This is a genomic window from Emticicia sp. MM, assembly GCF_001649495.1.
This window is the reverse complement of record NZ_LXHX01000085.1, coordinates 1-19,771: the sequence shown is the minus strand read 5'-3', so window position 1 is coordinate 19,771 and position 19,771 is coordinate 1. Positions and strand designations below refer to the sequence as shown.

Below are 19,771 nucleotides of genomic sequence, written 5' to 3'. Positions count from 1 at the left end.
TCAAGACAAGTGAAGAACTTGTTTGGTTGCCAATGCTTCAGATACTCTATAATTTTTCGATATACGCATATACATTTATCATTAATGTTTTAGCTCCATTTAATTCAAAAGCAAAACTTTGGGTTGATGGTAGGAAAAATATTTTTGAAAGGCTTGATTCGGCTTCGCTCTCCAACCGTAGTTCAGCTTCGGTCAGCAACTCGTTTAACGAGTCGTTTACCGAGCGAAGTCGAGGTAGTCTTGCTTGGTTTCATTGTGCTTCTTTAGGGGAATTTGAGCAGGGAAGGCCAGTAATCGAGGCTTTTCGAGCAAAATATCCTGCTTATAAGATTTTAGTGACGTTCTTTTCACCTTCGGGCTATGAAATTAGGAAGAATTATGCTGGTGCAGATTTTATATTTTATCTTCCAGCAGATACACCTTCAAATGCCCGAAAATTCATAGAAATAGTACAGCCCTCGATAGTTTATTTTGTGAAGTATGAGTTTTGGCGAAATTACTTAACAGAACTAGAAAGAAAGCAAATTCCTGCAATTTCATTTTCAACAATTCTTCGTTCAAACCAACTTTTTTTTAAACCTTATGGAGGATTTTATAGAGAAATTTTGAAGAAGTTTAAACATATTTTGGTGCAGAATCAAGAATCTTTTGATTTGCTGAAAAGTATTGATATTGAGCAAATTACATTGGCAGGCGATACACGTTTCGACCGTGTAAAACAAATTGTTGATGCTAAAAAAGATATTCCGATTGCCGAGCGATTCAAAGCAAACCGACAAGTATTTATGGTAGGTTCGGCATGGCAAACTGATATGGAAGTCTTGATTCCGTTGATGAATTCACTTCAAAATGATTCAAACTTAACCTTCGTTATTGCTCCACACGAAATTCATCGAGAGGAAATAAATACTTGGCAAAAGCAAATTGAGTTGAAAAGTATTTGTTTTTCAGAAGTAAAAGATGAAACACAACTCAATAATTATCAGGTACTTATTGTTGATAATATCGGAATGTTGTCATCGCTTTATCAATACGCCGACTTTGCTTTTATTGGTGGTTCGTTTGGAAAAGGCTTACACAATACTTTAGAAGCGGCAACATTCGGAATGCCTATTTTCTTTGGTAATAGGGCTTATCATAAATTCAAAGAAGCGGTTGATTTGGTCAGACTCGGAGGTGCATTCGCCATCTCTTCAACCGAAGAATTGGCCGAAATATTAAAAGATTTACGCTCAAACGAAGTAAAAAAGAAAGAATCTGATAAAATTTCGCAGAATTACGTTTTGCAGAATATTGGTGCTACCGAAAAAGTAATGGCAATAACTCAATCAATTCTTAACGATTAAATAAACACCAGCTACAATTAGCAGCCCACCTGCAATTCTCCAACCATTAATTTGGTGTAGTTTGAAGCCTAAAAGCCCATAATGGTCAAGTAGCATGGCTGTTATGAGCTGCCCTGCTACGATTAAACAAATCATATTGGCCGAGCCGATTTTTTGTACACTCAAAATAACCGTTGTTACAAAAAAAGCACCTAGTACACCACCGGTTAGCTTCCACCATTCTAATGATTTCAAGGTTGTCAGCGTTGGCACTGATTCTTTGAAAAAAGGAGTTATCAAAATTAAGCCCAATAAACCCGAGGCAAATGAAATGATAGCAGCGTAAATAGGGTTATTGATTGACCTCCGTAATTCCGCATTTACGCCCGATTGCGTGCTGTTGGTTACACCACACAAAAAGGCAAGAATATAGTAGATGATGCTCATGACTTTGGACTATTGATGGTGCCATACCTTATTATCGCAGAAAACAGGTGTGGCACCATTAGTGCGATACAATTTTTTAGAGAATTACCTTGCCAAGCATGGTAATATACAGTTTTATACCTTCTTCAATTTCATCAAGATAGATAAATTCATCGGCTGTATGTGAGCGAGCTGAATCGCCTGGACCCATTTTTAATGAAGGACAATCGAGCAAGGCTTGGTCAGAGGTGGTAGGCGAACCATAAGTATTACGACCCATGCTGATTCCTGCTTGCACAATCGGATGTTCCTTCGGAATACTCGACGGACGCAAACGAATTGAGCGAGGCACAACTTCACTTTCGATGTTTTTCTTCACTACTTCCGTAATTTCTTCCAAAGTATATTGCTCTGTTACACGAATATCAACGGTGAATTTGCAGGTATCAGGCACAACATTGTGCTGAGAACCCGCACTAATCATCGTCACGCTCATTTTGATTGGTCCTAAGTTTTCGGAAACTTTTGGGAATTTATAATTCTGAAACCACGTAATATCTTTTACTGCTTTATAGAGAGCATTTTCGCCTTCATCACGGGCAGCGTGTCCTGATTTTCCGTGAGCAATACAATCTAAAACTAAAAGACCTTTTTCGGCAACGGCTAAGTGCATTTGCGTAGGTTCGCCCACAATGGCAAACTCGATTTCGGGTAATTCAGGTACAACCATTTCAAGCCCCTCACGTCCAGAAATTTCTTCTTCGGCCGTGGCAGCCATCACAACGTTATATTTGAGGTCTGTCTGATAGTAGAAATAGCAAAAAGTAGCAATCAACGAAACCAAACAACCGCCAGCATCATTGCTTCCAAGACCATAAAGTTTGCCATCTTTTACCAATGGGTTTAATGGGTTGAGAGTCCAAGATGGATTTGGCTTTACAGTGTCGTGATGGGAGTTTAATAAAACGGTTGGTTTTGAAGCATCGAAATGCTTGTTTTTAGCCCAAATATTATTTTTTTTACGGCGATACGGAATATTTCTTTCACGGAAAAACTCTTCGATAATTGCCGCCGTTTCGTCTTCTTGTTTGCTGAAAGATTCGGTTTGAATCAAATCTTTCAGAAGCTCAATGGCATCTTTGGTAAGTGTTTCAACTAATTCTGAATTTTGAAGCATAAAGTTCAATGATTAAAGCGGAACGCCGCCCGTTTTGACTGAGCGAATGATAGAAAAATCTTCTGATTTGCTCAAATAATATGATTTATATTGTTGACTGTGAACAGTGTACTTACAAAATTATCTGTGTTCCTCTAGTTCCTTCAGCAACCGCTTGTTTTAGTTCATCAGCATGACAAATCGTAACCTTCGCAACGCCACGGTTGAGGGCCGCAAAAGCATTGTCAAGTTTCGGAATCATGCCTGCATTGATAGCCCCTGATGCCTTGTAATCGGCATAAACACTTGGTGTTAGCTGCGGAATCACCGAGTCATCATTGTTAGGGTCTGAAAGTACGCCTTTTTTCTCAAAACAATAAATTAAATTTACTTCATACTGCTCGGCCATGGCAACCGCCACCGAAGATGCCTGTGTATCGGCATTGGTATTGAGCATATTTCCTTCTTTATCGAAAGTAAGTGGAGCAAAAATCGGAGTAAGATTATGCTGCAAGAAATTATCAATCAAAGGGGCATTCACTTTTTCTATATCGCCCACATAGCCGTAATCAATCTCTTTAACTGGGCGTTTTTTTGCCAAAATTACACCACCATCAGCACCCGTTAGGCCAAGAGCATTACAACCAAGAGCTTGTAATTGTGCAACAATTTGTTTGTTGACCAAGCCGCCATAAACCATCGTAACTACTTCAAGCATGGGTAAGTCTGTAATTCTGCGACCATCAACCATTTTGGTTTCTACATCGAGTTTGACGGCAATTTTCGTGGCTACTTTTCCACCACCATGAATCAAGATTTTTGAGCCTTCGAGTGCGGCAAAATCTTCTAAAAATTGCTTACATGAGCGAGGATTATCTATGACATTGCCTCCGATTTTGATAATGTTAAGTTTCATTTTATTTCTTTATTAAGGAAGTCTTCGCTTCAAGCGAAGACTTCCTTGAAAAATATAGGCTTTTACCTATATTTGTAAACTTTAATAATACAAAATTACAAAATGAAAATCGAAACTCTTGCGATTCATGCAGGAAATCATGGCGACCCAACTACTGGTGCAGTTGTGCCTCCGTTGGTTTTATCTACTACATTTGAGCGTGCCGAAGATGGGAGCATCGTAGAAGGGCGTGATATTTATACACGAGCGTCGAACCCTAATCGACGAGCTTTAGAAGAAAAATTAGCAGCCTTAGAGGGTGGAAGTGAGGCCATTGCTTTTGCTTCTGGACAAGCAGCAACAATGAGTATTTTTCATACTTTGGGAGCAGGGAGTCACGTAATTTTACCCGATGATATTTACTACAATACCAGAGTAATTATTGAGGGGCTTTACGCCAATTTCGGACTTACTTGCACGGCCGTTGATATGACAGATTTAGGAGCAATCAAAAAGGCAATCAAGAAAAATACAAAATTGATTTGGATTGAAACCCCCTCGAATCCGAGTTTAAAAATCACAGATATTCAAGCAGTGGTGAAAATCGCTAAGTCAAAAAATATCATGGTAGGATGCGATAATACTTGGGCTACCCCATTTTTTACTCGTCCATTCGATTTTGGTGTTGATGTAGTAATGCACTCAACCACCAAATATTTTGGTGGTCACTCTGATATTTTAGGGGGCTGTGTGATTCTACCACCTAATGCGTCCTCAAGCGAACTAGCCACAAAAATTCGTACTTTCCAAAGTGTTGGGGGCGGAGTACCTTCACCTTTTGATTGTTGGTTATTGAATAGAAGTTTATCAACTTATGCTATAAGAATGCCTATTCATGCCCAAAATGCCATGAAATTGGCTGCTTTTTTGGAGGCTCAACCGCAAATCGAAAAAGTAAATTACCCTGGACTGAAATCAAATGAATATCATAAGGTTGCTAAAAAGCAAATGCTTGGTGGATTTGGCGGAATGATGTCGATTTTAGTGAAAGGTGGACAAAAAGAATCAATGGCATTGGCATCGAAACTAAAGATATTTAAGCACGCAACGAGTTTGGGTGGAGTTGAAAGTTTAATCGAACATCGTTTTTCGGTGGAAGGTATTCATTCAACTAGCCCCGAAAACCTTTTGCGTATTTCGGTAGGCATTGAGAATATAGATGATTTGATTGCGGATTTCAAACAGGCTCTCGCATAAAACTCAAACTTATTCGTTTAATTCGCAAATAATTTTAAAAGAGTACTTTTCTCAAAACAAAACTAATACTAATGAAAAAAATCCTTTTTTCGATTTTAATATCCTCGTTTCTTCTTCAAACAAACGCCCAAGAACTAAAAACAAAACTAAACTGGTTTAACCTTGATTTTGAGAAAGACGGTATTCGTGGAATGAGCGTTGAGCGTGCTTACAATGAGCTTTTGAAAGATAAAAAATCTAAACCAGTTGTAGTAGCCATTATTGATGGCGGTACTGATGTAAACCACGAAGATTTGAAAGATAAACTTTGGGTAAACAGCAAAGAGATTGCTGGAAATGGTAAAGATGATGACAAAAACGGATTTGTGGATGATATAAACGGTTGGGATTTTATCGGAGGAAAAGATGGTACAGATGTGCACCATGAGCAAGTCGAAATGACTCGTATGTTGAAAGCAATGAAAGATAAATTCGGTGATAAACCTTCAAAAAAGCTTATCCGTAAAAACAAAGAGGAGTACGAGTTGTATCAAGCATTACAGAAAGAATTTGATGAGAAAAAGGCTGAAAGCGAACAATATGCTCCTTTCTACAAACAACTATACAACAACTACGTAGAATCGGAAAAAGTAATAAAAGAATATTTGAAAGTAGATAACCTTACTCAAGCGGCCATCAAAGGTATTGATGAAAGCCAAGCCGACCGCAAGGTAAGAGCGGCAAAAAAAACACTCGAAAAGTTTATTGAATTAGGGGCAACAGGTGCTGATATTAAAGAAGCAGTTGAACATTTTGAGAGCGAGTTGAAATACAACTACAACCTTGATTTTAATGCTCGCAAAGTAATAGGCGATAATCCTAAAAAGCTCGAATACGGCGAATATGGCAATAATGAAGTTACTGGGCCAGATGCCATGCACGGTACGCACGTAGCGGGTATTGTTGGAGCAAATCGCAATAACAATTTGGGTATTATGGGCGTGTGCAACGATGTACAATTGATGATTGTTCGCACAGTGCCAGATGGCGATGAGCGTGATAAAGACGTAGCCAATGCCATTCGCTATGCTGCTGATAATGGTGCTGAAATTATCAATATGAGCTTTGGTAAGAAATACTCTCCAGAAAAAAAATGGGTTGATGATGCCGTAAAATATGCTCAATCGAAGGGAGTTTTATTAGTAGCAGCCGCTGGAAATGATAATTTAGATACCGATGTTGATGTACATTATCCAACCGATACTTACGAAAATGGGAGTGTTGCTGAAAACTGGATTTCGGTAGGTGCTTTATCGTGGAAAGCTGATGCCGATGCGGTGGCAACTTTCAGTAACTTTGGTAAGAAAAGCGTAGATGTTTTTGCTCCGGGGGTAGATATTTATTCAACAGTACCGGGTTCTAAATACGAAGAGAAAAGTGGTACAAGTATGGCAGCTCCAGCTACAACTGGGGTAGCAGCTTTATTGAAATCATATTTTCCTAATCTTACGGCTGCTCAAATCAAGAAAATTATTTTAGATTCTTCAATAAAATTATCGGATATGAGAGTGAAAAAGCCAGGTAGCGAAGAATTAGTGATGTTTGGCGACTTATCGGCCACGGGTGGAGTTGTAAATGCCTATAATGCCGTGAAAATGGCTATGGAAATGAAATAAGAATTTCAGTAGAGACGTTGCACGCAACGTCTCTACTAAATAATATCAAGCCAAAGTTCCAATCAACTTTTCTCTCTTCTCTGGGTTGTTCTTCGTGTTTTCGGCAACACTTCCCAAAAGTGCTATTGAAACTTTATTTTCATCAAAAACTACAGTTAGTTTATCGCCATGAATTTGGTCAACAAACTTAAAGTTTATTTGTAAGGTATTATCGTTAAGCCAAGTAGCGGTGCTGGCAATTCGTGAAGGAATCACAATAGGATTGGCTGAAAATGGATTTTTATGTTTAGCAGGATTTACTTTCCACTTTTCCCAACCGAAACCAATTTTTTCCATTCCTTTACCAAAATTCAAGCGTAAAACGCCTGCATCATCAAATAAGCCAAAACCCATTTGGGTGATACCAAACGCATTTTTTTCTACATTAAAAATTTTATCGCTGTATTTACTCATCAACGAAGATTTAGTCGAACCCTTTGGTACTGAAAGTGATAACTCCGCAAGTTCTGTTTTCAAAGCCGATAGCTCCGAAGGATTTTCTGGTAAAGTTGTATTTTTAATTGCCGGCAAAATGGTTTGATAAGCAGTATCCATTGATTTTTGTAGGTTCCAACTTTCAGAAGTCATTACCAAAACTGCATCTTGCTCAGGCATTACCATACAAAATTGTCCATACGCACCATCGCCACGATAAAAACCTGGCTTGCAACGCCAAAATTGATAACCATATCCCTGCGACCAATCATTATCACCCGCCTGTGAAGTAGTTTGCTTGCTTGTAGCTTCATTTATCCAACTTTCGGGTAATAATTGCTTGCCCTGCCATTTGCCTTTTTGCAAATAAAGCTGTCCGAATTTAGCAATATCTTCCGTACTAACTCGTAAGCCATATCCTGCGGTATTTAAGCCCTGTGGCGATTTTTCCCAGTCGTAGCCTTTGATATTCAGTGGAGCAAACAAACGTGGTTGAAGATACTCTTCAAGGATTTGCCCAGTTACTTTATGTAATATTGCACCGAGCATGTAGGTTGCCCCTGTATTGTACATAAAGAAAGTGCTTGGTTCGTGTTCCACAGGTTTTTCAAGAAAAGACTTCACCCAACTTTGGTCGGGCTTTGCCCGAATATCGGGCATCGAATCTGTGTGATGGCCGGTATTCATCGTAAGTAAGTGCTTGATTTTCATCGCTTTCAAGTTTTCAGATGGCGATGCGGGTGTTTCTTCTGGAAAGAATTTAATGACTTGGTCATTTACAGAAATCTTGCCTTCTGTAACAAGGAAACCGATGGCTGTACTCGTAAAACTCTTTGAGAGCGAATAGAGTGTATGTTTATTGGCAGCTGAAAATGGTTTCCACCAACCTTCAGCTACTACGTTTCCGTGTCGAAGTAGCATAAAGCTGTGCCACTCAAGACCAGAATCTTTGATAGCTTTTAAGAAGTTTCGAATGCCTTCGGAAGATATACCCTGTGATTCAGGACTCTTTCGGGCTAAACTTTGGGGCGTTTCGGCAAAAGAATAAAAATTAGGTAAGATACTCAAACCAATAGAGCCAAGCCCTGTGGTTTTGATGAAATCACGGCGAGAAGTTTTCATTTTTTAGAGAAAGGTTGAATAGTTTTGTAGTTAAGTACTTCGTGCCACGCTCTTAATTTATCAAAATCAAGTCGTGGCACGAATCCTATATCAAACATACAATATTATTACAACTCTTCCCGAAAAACGTAATACTATTTTACGGCTTTCAAGCTTAAATCAAGGCTTTTAGCTGAGTGAGTTAGATAGCCCATTGAAACATAGTCAACGCCACAATCGGCATATTCTTTTACATTTTTTGGCGAAATATTGCCAGAAGCTTCCAATGGGAATCGTCCATCTACGATTTTGATAGCTTCTCTGATATTCTCAAAACTAAAGTTATCGAGCATAATTCGTACTACGCCGCCTATTTCGAGTGCCTCTTGGAGTTCGGTAAGGTTTCGCACTTCAATTTCGATTGGTAAATCTTTTCCAGTAGATTTTAAGTATTGATGGGCCGCATTTAAGGCATTCTTTATGCCTCCGGCATAATCTACGTGGTTATCTTTAATCAAAATCATGTCAAACAAGCCAAAGCGGTGGTTTACTCCGCCGCCAATCTGCACGCCCCATTTTTCAATCATTCTGAAACAAGGCGTGGTTTTACGGGTATCCAAAACCTTGGTTTTTGTTCCTTTGAGTAGTTTAACCACTTGGCTGGTTGTAGTAGCTATTCCGCTCATGCGTTGCATACAGTTTAAAACCAATCTTTCGGCGGTAAGAATTGAGCGGTCACGACCTTCTACATAAAAGGCAATATCACCGTATTTTACAGGTTTTCCATCTTTAATTAGAACCTGTACTTTGAGGTCTTTATCAACAATCTTAAAAATCATCTTGGCTAACTCAACACCCGCCAAAATACCCTCATCTTTTACCAATAGTTTTGCTTTACCAATGGCATCGGTTGGTACCGTTGAAAGAGAAGTGTGGTCGCCATCGCCAACGTCTTCGGCAAGAGCGGCTTTAATAAATTTATTGATTGCTCTTTTATCTAATTTCATATTTCTAAGGTCTGTTCCAAAGTGCCGACCGTTTATGTTTTGAAAAGTGTTTTATTCTTTCAATGTGATTCTTCCCCAATAATTCTTAACCCTTCCAAAGTTAATTCTCTGTTAACTTCTACGAACTCTTCTTTTAAAGTCGAAATAATCGAAGAAAGCCCACCTGTGGCGATGGCAATGCAGTCGCCTCCGAGTTCGGCTCTTATTTTATGAATCATATTTTTTACCAAACCCTCATAACCCCACAAAATTCCAGCTTGAATGGCGTGAACAGAGTTCTTCCCAAGCACCGAATTCGGTAATTCCAAAGGTACTTCGGGTAATTGGGCTGTATTCGAAAACAAGGCCTTTACGGCTGTGCGTAAACCCGGAGCAATTGATACACCCAAAACTTTTCCTTCTGCCGATACAATCGTAAATGTAAGAGCAGTACCGAAATCTACTACTACGCAGTTGCGTTGGTATTTGGTAAAGGCCGCTACTGCATTCGCCACTAAATCACTACCGATTTCGTCAGGGTTATCAATAGAAACCGATAAAGCAGGGAAGATATGAGCATTGACAACAATTGGCTCAATGCCAAAAAGATTAATAATCAACGACTTGAAAACAGGTGTAAGCGGTGGAACTACACTACTTAATACCACTTTCGTAATATCAGAAAAACGAAGGTTGTTTTCAAGAAAATACTGACGAAAACGGTATTCAAAATACACGTAGTTTTCGTCTTTTAATGATTTAATTCTAAAATTATGCAAAAGTTTTTCGCCATCGAAAAGGCCAAATGTGGCATCTGTATTACCAACGTCAATGACTAGTAATAAGGATGGGTTTTGCGTAATGGGTGCTGGGTTTTGAGTCAATGTTGAGTTTTTTTGATGCCAAAGTTTGCTAAATCTTCTTAATCTTTCAAATCTTTTTCAGAAAATTGCTTACATTAAAGGTTTTTACGCTTCAAAAACACAAATCCATTTTGCTCTTTGATAAGCTCAAGGTTTGGGTGATTTCGGTATTCATCGTATCGGTCGAATTTCGTTACGAAGAAAACAGGTTTATCAACTTTTCCATTCAATAGCCAATCTTCGTATTTTTCTCCAAGTTTTGCCGAAACATCAGAAACTGGTTTCTGGAAATAAAATAAATGAGCGTAACTCTTAAAACCTAATACGTGAACGTAAACTTCTTGCCCACGTTTCGACTCATAAAAATCAATGGCTGCTCCTTGTGTATAACGCTCGATTTTTGGAACCACCATTGCTCCAAATAAAAACAAACAAATGGCCGTAGATAAGGAGAGTGTATAAATAAACACTTCTTTTCGTTTGTGTCTTAATACCAAAACTGCATAAAGAATTACGGCAAAATAAAGTATTCCAATAAATATTTCGTAAGTATGCCATTCTACTACCGCTTCGAGGTTTTTTACAGCAAAAGGGTCTTTGATATACGGAACAATGGCCTTGGTATTCATGCCCACTAGTGGAACTGCGGCCAAGATTAATGATAAAATACCTCCAATGCTAATTAAGCCAAAACTAACCCATTTATTCCAAGTGGCACGCTCATTGAGCCAATCGTAGATAAATTTGGCGGCTAAAAACGAAACCGGGAAATAAGCCATCGAAGAATAATGCACAATCTTAGTCGTGACGATACTAAAAAGAATCATTACTACCCAAAAAGTAGTTTTCATCCACGGTACAAAAGCTGTTAGTTCATTAAAAGTACTATCAATCTTTGCATGATTATATGTAAAAGCACGAATGGCAAAAATCGAAATTGGAAAACAACCAATCAGCACTACAACGAAATGATAATAAAATGGCTGACCATGACCAGCATCAGGCGTACTGAAAAGTCTTATCTGATAAGTGATGAATTCTTTGAAAAACCAAGGGCCATTGTTGAAAAGCTCATTTGCGAACCAAATAGAGGTTATTAGTAGGCAGCTTATTCCAAAAATTACCATTTCTTTCCATTTGATATAATTTTTAAATCTTATACTGAGACCATAGAAAAATATAGTTAAACCCCAAATGAGGCCAGCAACGGGTCCTTTAGTCAAGATTGCAAGCCCAATGAAAAATCCAGAAAATATGATGCTTTTTAAATATTGAATTGGCTCAATTTTTGCTGTAAAAAAGAAATAGATGCCTAAAAAGATACACAAGTTAAATGTTGGGTCAATAATACCAGATTTGAAGTACAAATGAGGTGTGAATGCACCCAAATACATCAGCGACCAAATAAAACCAAAGGTGCTATCTTTAAGTTTTTTCCCAATTATAAACAATGTAATTAGAGTGATAACTCCAATACAGGCATTTGGGAAGCGTGCTGCAAACTCATTCACTCCGAAAATATGCATAGCAATGGTCTGCATCCAAAAGAAAAGTGGAGGTTTTTCCCAGAAAGGCTTAAAATCAATTTGTACACGACTATAATTACCGGTAAGAATCATTTCTCGGGCCGACTCGGCAAAGTTTATTTCATCCCAATCGAAAAGATGGACACCCCCTAGAAATGGAAAATAAAATATTAATCCTAATAAGATGATGTACGGTAGTTTCGTTGTTTGTTTAAGCATTATATTTCTTAGTTAATTTAAAAATTTTTAAAACGACTGGCCAATTTATCAAAAAAAAGTCTTTAAATGCCCATTTTTCATCGGTTTTTAAGCAAAACATAAATTTTGATAAAATAAAAAAAATATCGTAATTTGTATTAAAAAATAGTTTTATAAGAAGAAAAATTTCTCAAAAAGTGCATAGGGAAATAGAAAATATTTTAAGAAAACTCTACGAAACCATAGAGCGATTTTATCCTGATGATGTAAAGATAGATGATAAAAAGTATCTTGAAAAGTCAGGGCTTATCAACTTGTTGAATAACCAACAAGGGAATCTCTCTTTTTTAATAGATGTCAGACACTTAAGGGTAGTTCAAGCAAGCGGAAACATATTGAAGTACACAGGTTACAGTGAAGAAGAATTCTCAGAGGGTATTCTTATGAAGTTTCTGACAATGTTTGAGAAAGAGCATCATTTATTCATGAGTACAATTATAAATTGGGTATTGAATATTGAAAAAAACTTAGATTTTGTATATAAAACTCGGCAATTCATCAGTGCATGGGGAATGAAACTGCGTGATAAAGAGAACCGTCTCATGCGTTGGTATATCAATATAATTCCAGTTGAATTTAATGTAGAGAAATATCCAACGGTGGTTATTCTTTCTATTCAAGATGTAACACATTTGGTAAAAGGAGATGAATATTGTATTAGAGGTTCATTTGGTATGCAAGAAAAAAAAGTTTTTGTTTACTATTCAGGAGAAAAAAGAACATTAGAACATGATATTGTTTCGGAGCGAGAACGAGAAGTGCTTCAATACATTGCACAAGGTTTAGATACTAAACACATTGCAACCGAAATGAAAATTAGCCCTAATACAGTAGATAATCATCGTAGAAATATGCTTGCCCGTACGGGTACGAGAGATACAACTGCATTGATACAAATATGTAGAATGCTTGGTGTTCTATAATTTTTGAATATCAATAAGTTAGGAAATTGTTATTAGGCTTTATTCTAAAACTAAATAAAAGAGAATTAGTTAAGTTTTTTTTTGAATAATATTTTATGTAAACAACTGATTATAAGTATTTTGTTAGTTTCGTATAGTTGTTTAGTCATTCTGACTATTGTCTTAACGACAAATTTTAGAGAAATCGCACACTAAACTAAGAAATTCACTTTTTTAGTCACAGCAAAAGTTGTTTTGGGTTCATCGGGGGACATTTTATGCCCCCTTTGCCTTTTTAACAATTTATCTATATATATACGATGAGAGACGCATTCCTGTAAGGTGTGCGTCTTTTGTTTTACAGGAGAAATAGAAATAGTTAATAAAATAAAAAGCCACCAAGCAAGTAGGGCTCGATGGCTAGTAATTAGGATATGGATTTATAGTCCTTACAAATTTGAGGATTGTTTTGATAAATTAAAATTGACATAAGTCAAGAAATGAAAGGTTGCCTTGTTAAGTGCTTAACGCTCAGCTCTTTTAGAACGCACTCTACTAAGAGTTTCAGGGCGAATATTTAAGTATGAGGCAATGTATTTCTGAGGTATGCGGTTGGTTAGTGTAGGAAAAGTTTCCTCAAACCAAGTTAGTTTTTCTTCAGAACTACAATACCTAATCAATAATAGAAATTTTTCGTAAGTAATTAGGTGCTGTTCGATTACGAGCCTACTCACTCGCTCCATTTGAGGTACTGTCATGTAGATATTTTGAATGTTTTCCTTAGTTATAGCCCAAAGTTTTACTCGCTCAATCGCTTTAATTCCCATTTGAGTAGGAACTTCATTGATAAAGCTTATAGTTGAGTAAGCAAAGCTACCCTCTGGTATAAGCCAGCGTGTATTAGTAAGCAGACCATCTTCTTGGTAAGAAAACTCTTGTAAAACCCCTTCTTCTACAAAATAGAGTTTATTGTTTACATGACCTATATCTAAGATAATAGTATCTTTTTCGTAAGTTTCAAGCTTAAAATATTGGGCAACCGTTTGGAGATTTTCTTGTGTAAATTGGGCATATTGTTGTAAGCCTAGTAACATTGGGTGCTCTAGATTCAGCATGGTTATTGGGTACTATATCATAAATTGAAAGAAAAGCAAAATAAGATAAAGAGCCAATACGCTCAAAATTATAATTTCAAACGCATTAGCTCTTTAAACTACCTAAGGAGGGTTTTTAATATAGTTTCGGGAATAATGTTGGCTTGGCTTCGTGCATGATTTCGTAGGCAGCATCGAAGATGGTTTCAGCATTTGGCTTTGAAAAATAATCACCATCAGATGCATACGCTGGTCTATGGGCTTGTGCCGAAACTGTTTTAGGAGCAGAGTCTAACCAGCGATAGGCTCCCTGTTTATCAACCACTTCTTGCATCATAAATGCTGATGCTCCCCCCGGAACATCTTCGTCGGCAAAGATGACACGATTGGTTTTTTTGATAGACTCAGTAATTGAATGATGCACATCAAAAGGTAATAGCGATTGTACATCTATCACTTCTACATTAATTCCAACCTCTTCTAACTGCTGGGCTGCTTCCATGACAATTCTGCACATCGAACCATATGTAACGATTGTGAGGTCAGTACCTTGTTTTAAAACTTCGGGAACGCCTAAAGGCAGACAAATTTCATCGAGGTTAGTCGGTAACTTTTCTTTTATTCGATAGCCATTCAAACATTCAATAATAAGAGCGGGGTCATCGCCTTTAAGAATTGTATTATAAAAACCTGCGGCTTGTACGAAATTTCTTGGCACTAACACATGCATACCACGCAAAGAACCTAACATGGCTGACATTGGTGAACCTGAGTGCCAAATTCCTTCAAGACGGTGGCCACGTGTACGAACTATGAGTGGTGCCTTCTGTTGTCCAACCGTACGGTAGCGTAGCGAGGCTAAATCGTCGGTTAAGGTTGCTAAGGCGTAATAAATATAATCGAAGTATTGAATCTCTACAATCGGACGTAAGCCACGCATCGCGGCTCCAATGCCTTGCCCAATAATGGTTGTTTCACGAATCCCGGCATCGGTAACTCTAATTTCTCCGTATTTTTCTTGAAGCCCCGCAAAACCTTGATTTACATCGCCGATTTTTCCAACATCTTCTCCAATGGCAAATACTCGTGGGTCTCGCTCTAATAATTTATCGAAATAGGTATTGATAATTTCACGACCATCAACAAATTGACTTTCTTCAGTATATTGAGGTGCTACTGATTTGACAAACATTGGTGAAGATGGGAACTCACTCAGCAAATGAGAATTAAAACGTTTGTAGTTTTCGGGAGCTACCTCATTGAGCCATTTGCTTAGTTCTTTTTTTGCCGTATTCTCTTCAAAACGCATGGTTCTGATGGCTTTTTTTACAGCAGCGATTACATCGCGTCTGGCTGCATTTTCAGTTTTTTCGAGCCCCTCTCTTATGTTCGAAATAGCCTTGGCATTTTTGCTTTCGGTGGTTGCTTTTTTGAGTATCGCTAAGGCTGAGTCATACTCTGGCTTTAGTGAGTCACGGTAGGCACTCCAAGCAGCATTGCGTGATTTTTTTGCTACATCTTTGGCATTGGCTTCTATTTCGCTGATTTCTTCTGTTGTGGCGTATCCATTTTCCAAAATCCATTTTTTGAAAAGTGTATTACAATCAAATTCTTGTTCAAATTTTAAACGTTCTTTTGATTTGTAACGCTCATGCGAACCAGATGTAGAGTGTCCTTGTGGTTGAGTTACTTCAACTACGTGTACGAGTACAGGCACGTGTTGGTCGCGGGCATAAAGGGCTGCTTTTTGGTAGGCATCAATTAGCTCTACATAATTCCATGCACGAGCAACAATTATTTCAATGCCATTAGAATTTTCTTTGCGTTGGAAACCCGCCAAAGCTTCCGAAATACTCGATTTGGTGGTTTGATATTTTATCGGAACAGAGATACCATAGCCATCGTCCCAAACCGAAAATATGATGGGAATTTGCAAGACACCAGCCGCATTGATAGATTCGAAAAACATACCTTGTGAAGTAGAGGCATCACCAATGGTGGTAAAACATACTTCATTTCCTTTTTTCGAAAATTTTGTAAATTGGTGTAAAGCAGGATTCTCTCTAAACAATTTTGAAGCATAGGCCAATCCAATCGCACGTGGCATTTGGCCCGCCGTTGACGAAACATCGCAAATGGTATTATACATCTGGGTTTGGTCTAGCCATTCGCCTTTTTCATCCAATAATTTATTGCCGTAGTGGGCGTTCATTGAGCGGCCACCTGTAAATGGGTCGTGGGCAGTATCAGTGTGTGCGTATAATTGAGCAAAAAACTGTTGCCAAGTAAGCCCACCAACAGCGGCCAAAAATGTTTGGTCACGGTAATATCCCGAGCGGAAATCACCCATACGAAAAACTTTCGACATAGCAATTTGAGCCAATTCTTTTCCATCTCCAAAGACACCAAATTTGGCTCTACCCCTGAAAACGTCCTGTCGGCCAATGTAACTTACTTCACGGCTTTCACAAGCTATTCTATAATCATTGAGTACTTCTTCTTTCGTTAAAAGAACATCGGTAGAGGCAACTGAGGCAAGTAGGTTTGTCATAAAATGAAAAATAGAGTGAATGGCTCACTACTGGCTATAGAACCAAAAATATGGGTCTGCATTCTTAAAAAAGAAAATAGTTAGCATAACAACTATTTTCCATGTAAAATTAGAAAAAAATATTTCAAAATTCAAAATAAAGCGAAGTAAGCCTAAGGAGAGTTGAAAGACAACAAGAAATAATAAAGTAAATACAGTAGAATAATACCCACAAACTGCTGCTTGTTACTGATAGTTTCAATAAATTCTTCTAAATTCTCATTATCAATGAGTAATATTTTATTGAATTTGAATGAGTGGTGTAAAATGAGTCATCCCGTATATTGCCATCAGTTTAAACTGATGGAAGAAGTATTATTTCTTTCAGAATTTTGGATGACTCATTTTATAATAATATTTATGTTACATTCTCAAGAATACTAATTTGTTTCTTTATGATATTTTTTATGTAGGTAATATCATTTGGATTGACCATTTTTTTCAAATCTGCAATAGTATTGTTGTTCTTCAGAATAAAAAACGAGATTATGTTTTCAAGTTCAGAAAGACCAACCATTTTAAAAGAAGCTTTGATTCTGTGAAGTCTCTTTTTTATAGTTGATAAATCATCTTTTTTAGTAGATGCTAAAATACTTTCAAGCTCTTTAAGATATTCGCTTTCAAATACTTTGAAAACTTCTAGAGCATAGCGGTAATCATCTATATAGAATTCATTCAAAAAGTCTTTATCTAATTCACAGATAAAGATATTTTGAGGTTCTGTTGTTTCATCAAAACTTGACTTCGGGAAATATGAATTAATTTTATTTGAAAGCTCAGTTAGCGTAAATGGTTTCTTGATAATATCATCCATTCCAAACTTGAGTACTTCTCGTTCAATTTTAGGAAAAACCACCGCCGTCATGGCAATAATAATAAAAGTACGTTCTGGGAAATTTGTACGAAGTTTAACAGCAGTTTCGAATCCATCAATGCCTGGTAATTGTAGGTCCATGAAAACTAAATCAAACCTTTTCTTGTCAAAAATCTGTATTGCTTCCTCACCCGATTTGGCAACATCATAATTGACAGACCATTTGTTCATTACTCGCTCTAAGTATTGTTGATTTAGTAAGTTGTCTTCCACAACCAAAATCCTTAAGTTTTGGAAGTTAGTTGGAATATTATCTTCAGTTCTTGAATTTAAAACCTTAGGTGCTTCCAATTTAAGGCCTTTGTCGAAGGTGAGTTCAAATGAAAACTCCGAACCTTTACCTTTTTTACTTTTTACTTTAATTTCACTTTCGTGAAGCTCAATGAGTTTTTTTACAATCGTTAAGCCTAAACCTACTCCTTCTGATTTATGCTGGCTTACAGAAGGCAACTGAAAGAACTTGTTGAATATCAAGTCTTTGTTGTCAAGTTCAAATCCTATTCCAGTATCCTTAACCGAAAATCCTATCTTAACGTTTTGACTCGTTTGATTCACTATGGATATCTTGACAGTTATTTGACCTTTAGTGGTGAATTTTTCAGCATTAGATAATAAATTGATTAAAATTTGTTGTAGTAAAAGTGGGTCTCCAATGATATACGAATCAAGACTAAAATCTAAATCAAGCACAAGGTCAATATTCTTTTTACCTAAGGTATGCTCAAAGGTTTTTACGGTATCCGTCAGCATCTTATTCAAATCAAATGAAATAGCATTGATTTGAATATTACCAGATTCAATCTTAGAAATATCGAGGATATCAGTAATTAACTTTTGGAGAAATTTAGTAGAGGTTTCTAAAATGCCCAAATAGTCTAACTGCTCTCGGTTGAGTTGTGTTAATTTAAGTAAATCTGTCATGCCAATAATGGCATTAATTGGCGTTTTAAGTTCGTGAGTCATACTTGTTAAAAACAAGCGTTCGCTCTCTTGTGCTGCCGCCGCAACTTTATTGGCCAATTCGAGCTCCTGTTCGAGTTTTTTTCTTTCGGTTATATCATAGAAAATACTCAGTAAGCCTGATAATTGATTTTGCTCGTTGTAAATCGGACTACTACTCACAATCACCCAAATAGTGGCACCATCTTTTCTTATAACTGGAATTTCATAAGGTTTTCCATCGCCCTTAATAATTCTATTTTTAGCCTCTTTATAGGTTTCAATATGACTATTTTTTATCAAAACTTGATAAGCTTTCTTTCCTATCAACTCGTCTGGCTCGTAACCAGTCATTTCACACAACTTATTGTAGGCGTTTATGATAATATCGTTGGTATCAACCTCAATGATTCCCAATTGCATGTTTTCAATAATCCCACGATGTTTCTCCTCGCTTTGTTTGATTTGCTTATCAATATTGTATTTTAGTGTAATATCACGATATTTCCATATATGGCGGTATTTACCATTTTTATTTTGAATCGGTAAATAGTCTCTTTCCAGTATTTTCCCGTTTTTTAACTCTAGAATCTCTCCATTTTTTACGGTATGTCCTTGAACATTCATCTCTATAAAATCGATGAACTGCTCAGGATATTTGAAATAGCTTTTCATCTCGTGAGCCATTAACTGACAATTTTGCCCAATTAAATCATTAGGATTTAGATTTAAGTCAAAAATATTTAGGAGAGATTTATTCGTAATAATCACTCTTCTATTTTCGTCTTCCATCAATACACCTGTTTCAAGGCTGCTTATCAGTGTTGAAGCTGCCTCATTGGTAATATCAACTTTGTGCTCATTAGATGATTTCTCATGCGAAAAATCTTCTACGGTACCATAAAGTAATGGCTCATTTTGTAGGTTTGTTAAAAATAAGTTAACTTTTACCCAAGCGTGCTTGCCAACACTGTTTTTTATTGGCAGCTCGATATACGGATAAGTCGTTTGTACTTTTTCGTCCACCAAACTAAAAACACTGCAAACATAATCGTAATAAAAATCGAAGAAGAGTCTTTTAGTAGAGGAATCAATTTTTAAGGGATAATCACATCTGATGTTTTGGGAATTAAATTTTACAAGGCCATTTGCACTAACTGCAAATAATAAATTGTCGATGTTTGATACTAAGTATTGGTACTTGTTGAAAAACTGAGGTGTAATAATACTTGAAAATGAAGGATAATAAGCAAAAGTTCGGTTAAGAAATTTTGGGTAAGTTAATTGGCTTTTTCTTAGCTTAATCATGATTTTATAAGAATTGGTTCACAGATTATAAAAATGGATTTAATCTCCCAAAGTTGTTTTTTATCTCAAAATAGTGCTACTGTTATAAGTAAAAATACTTAGTTTTTATGGCTTGAAAATTATAATTATAAGTATTTAGGAA

Annotated in this window: 14 protein-coding genes; 4 read left to right on the top strand and 10 right to left on the bottom strand. The window is 36.9% G+C overall.

Features of this window, described 5'->3' with window-relative positions:
* Positions 1-32 precede the first annotated feature (32 nt).
* The gene (locus A6M55_RS10030; protein WP_064197467.1) at positions 33-1,346 is read left to right on the top strand and encodes a 3-deoxy-D-manno-octulosonic acid transferase; all 1,314 of its coding nucleotides are present in this window, start codon (positions 33-35) and stop codon (positions 1,344-1,346) included.
* On the opposite strand, the gene A6M55_RS10025 is transcribed toward A6M55_RS10030, so the two are convergent.
* The 3 genes from A6M55_RS10025 to argB all read right to left on the bottom strand — a co-directional run bounded on the left by A6M55_RS10025 (position 1,329) and on the right by argB (position 3,823).
* Complete coding sequence (locus tag A6M55_RS10025) at positions 1,329-1,772, bottom strand: DMT family transporter (RefSeq protein WP_015028269.1); 444 nt, start codon at positions 1,770-1,772, stop codon at positions 1,329-1,331. The genes A6M55_RS10030 and A6M55_RS10025 overlap by 18 nt on opposite strands.
* Positions 1,773-1,848: 76 nt before the next feature.
* Entirely contained in the window at positions 1,849-2,928 is a 1,080-nt protein-coding gene (locus A6M55_RS10020) for a M20 family metallo-hydrolase (protein ID WP_064197466.1), read from the bottom strand.
* Between the two features lie 112 nt (positions 2,929-3,040).
* The gene (argB, locus tag A6M55_RS10015; RefSeq protein WP_015028267.1) at positions 3,041-3,823 is read right to left on the bottom strand and encodes an acetylglutamate kinase; all 783 of its coding nucleotides are present in this window, start codon (positions 3,821-3,823) and stop codon (positions 3,041-3,043) included.
* A gap of 102 nt (positions 3,824-3,925) precedes the next feature.
* Between argB and A6M55_RS10010 the strand changes: the two genes are divergently transcribed.
* Together A6M55_RS10010 and A6M55_RS10005 are read left to right on the top strand one after the other, a co-directional pair.
* Positions 3,926-5,059: a PLP-dependent aspartate aminotransferase family protein gene (locus A6M55_RS10010; protein WP_064197465.1), complete on the top strand. Its 1,134-nt coding sequence runs from the start codon at positions 3,926-3,928 to the stop codon at positions 5,057-5,059.
* A gap of 71 nt (positions 5,060-5,130) precedes the next feature.
* Entirely contained in the window at positions 5,131-6,714 is a 1,584-nt protein-coding gene (locus tag A6M55_RS10005) for a S8 family peptidase (RefSeq protein WP_064197464.1), read from the top strand.
* Between the two features lie 45 nt (positions 6,715-6,759).
* Here the strand turns inward: A6M55_RS10005 and A6M55_RS10000 are convergent, their stop codons facing one another.
* The 4 genes from A6M55_RS10000 to A6M55_RS09985 all read right to left on the bottom strand — a co-directional run bounded on the left by A6M55_RS10000 (position 6,760) and on the right by A6M55_RS09985 (position 11,883).
* A complete protein-coding gene (locus tag A6M55_RS10000) occupies positions 6,760-8,310 on the bottom strand; it encodes a serine hydrolase (RefSeq protein ID WP_064197463.1) in 1,551 nt (516 codons plus the stop codon).
* 134 nt (positions 8,311-8,444) lie between these two features.
* Positions 8,445-9,296, bottom strand: a complete 852-nt coding sequence (gene nadC, locus A6M55_RS09995) for a carboxylating nicotinate-nucleotide diphosphorylase (RefSeq protein WP_015028263.1) — start codon at positions 9,294-9,296, stop codon at positions 8,445-8,447.
* A gap of 59 nt (positions 9,297-9,355) precedes the next feature.
* Positions 9,356-10,159, bottom strand: coding sequence for a type III pantothenate kinase (locus A6M55_RS09990; RefSeq protein ID WP_015028262.1), 804 nt, complete (start codon positions 10,157-10,159; stop codon positions 9,356-9,358).
* A 74-nt stretch (positions 10,160-10,233) separates the two neighbouring features.
* Entirely contained in the window at positions 10,234-11,883 is a 1,650-nt protein-coding gene (locus tag A6M55_RS09985) for a glycosyltransferase family 39 protein (protein ID WP_064197462.1), read from the bottom strand.
* A gap of 176 nt (positions 11,884-12,059) precedes the next feature.
* Between A6M55_RS09985 and A6M55_RS09980 the strand changes: the two genes are divergently transcribed.
* Entirely contained in the window at positions 12,060-12,845 is a 786-nt protein-coding gene (locus tag A6M55_RS09980; protein ID WP_064197461.1) for a LuxR C-terminal-related transcriptional regulator, read from the top strand.
* A 503-nt stretch (positions 12,846-13,348) separates the two neighbouring features.
* Here A6M55_RS09980 and A6M55_RS09975 read toward each other — a convergent pair.
* The 3 genes from A6M55_RS09975 to A6M55_RS09965 form a co-directional block, all read right to left on the bottom strand.
* On the bottom strand, positions 13,349-13,939 hold the full coding sequence (locus A6M55_RS09975; RefSeq protein WP_064197460.1) for a Crp/Fnr family transcriptional regulator: 591 nt from the start codon (positions 13,937-13,939) through the stop codon (positions 13,349-13,351).
* A 115-nt stretch (positions 13,940-14,054) separates the two neighbouring features.
* Complete coding sequence (locus A6M55_RS09970) at positions 14,055-16,469, bottom strand: thiamine pyrophosphate-dependent enzyme (RefSeq protein WP_064197459.1); 2,415 nt, start codon at positions 16,467-16,469, stop codon at positions 14,055-14,057.
* 397 nt (positions 16,470-16,866) lie between these two features.
* Complete coding sequence (locus tag A6M55_RS09965; RefSeq protein WP_064197458.1) at positions 16,867-19,629, bottom strand: PAS domain-containing sensor histidine kinase; 2,763 nt, start codon at positions 19,627-19,629, stop codon at positions 16,867-16,869.
* Between the last annotated feature and the right edge of the window lie 142 nt (positions 19,630-19,771).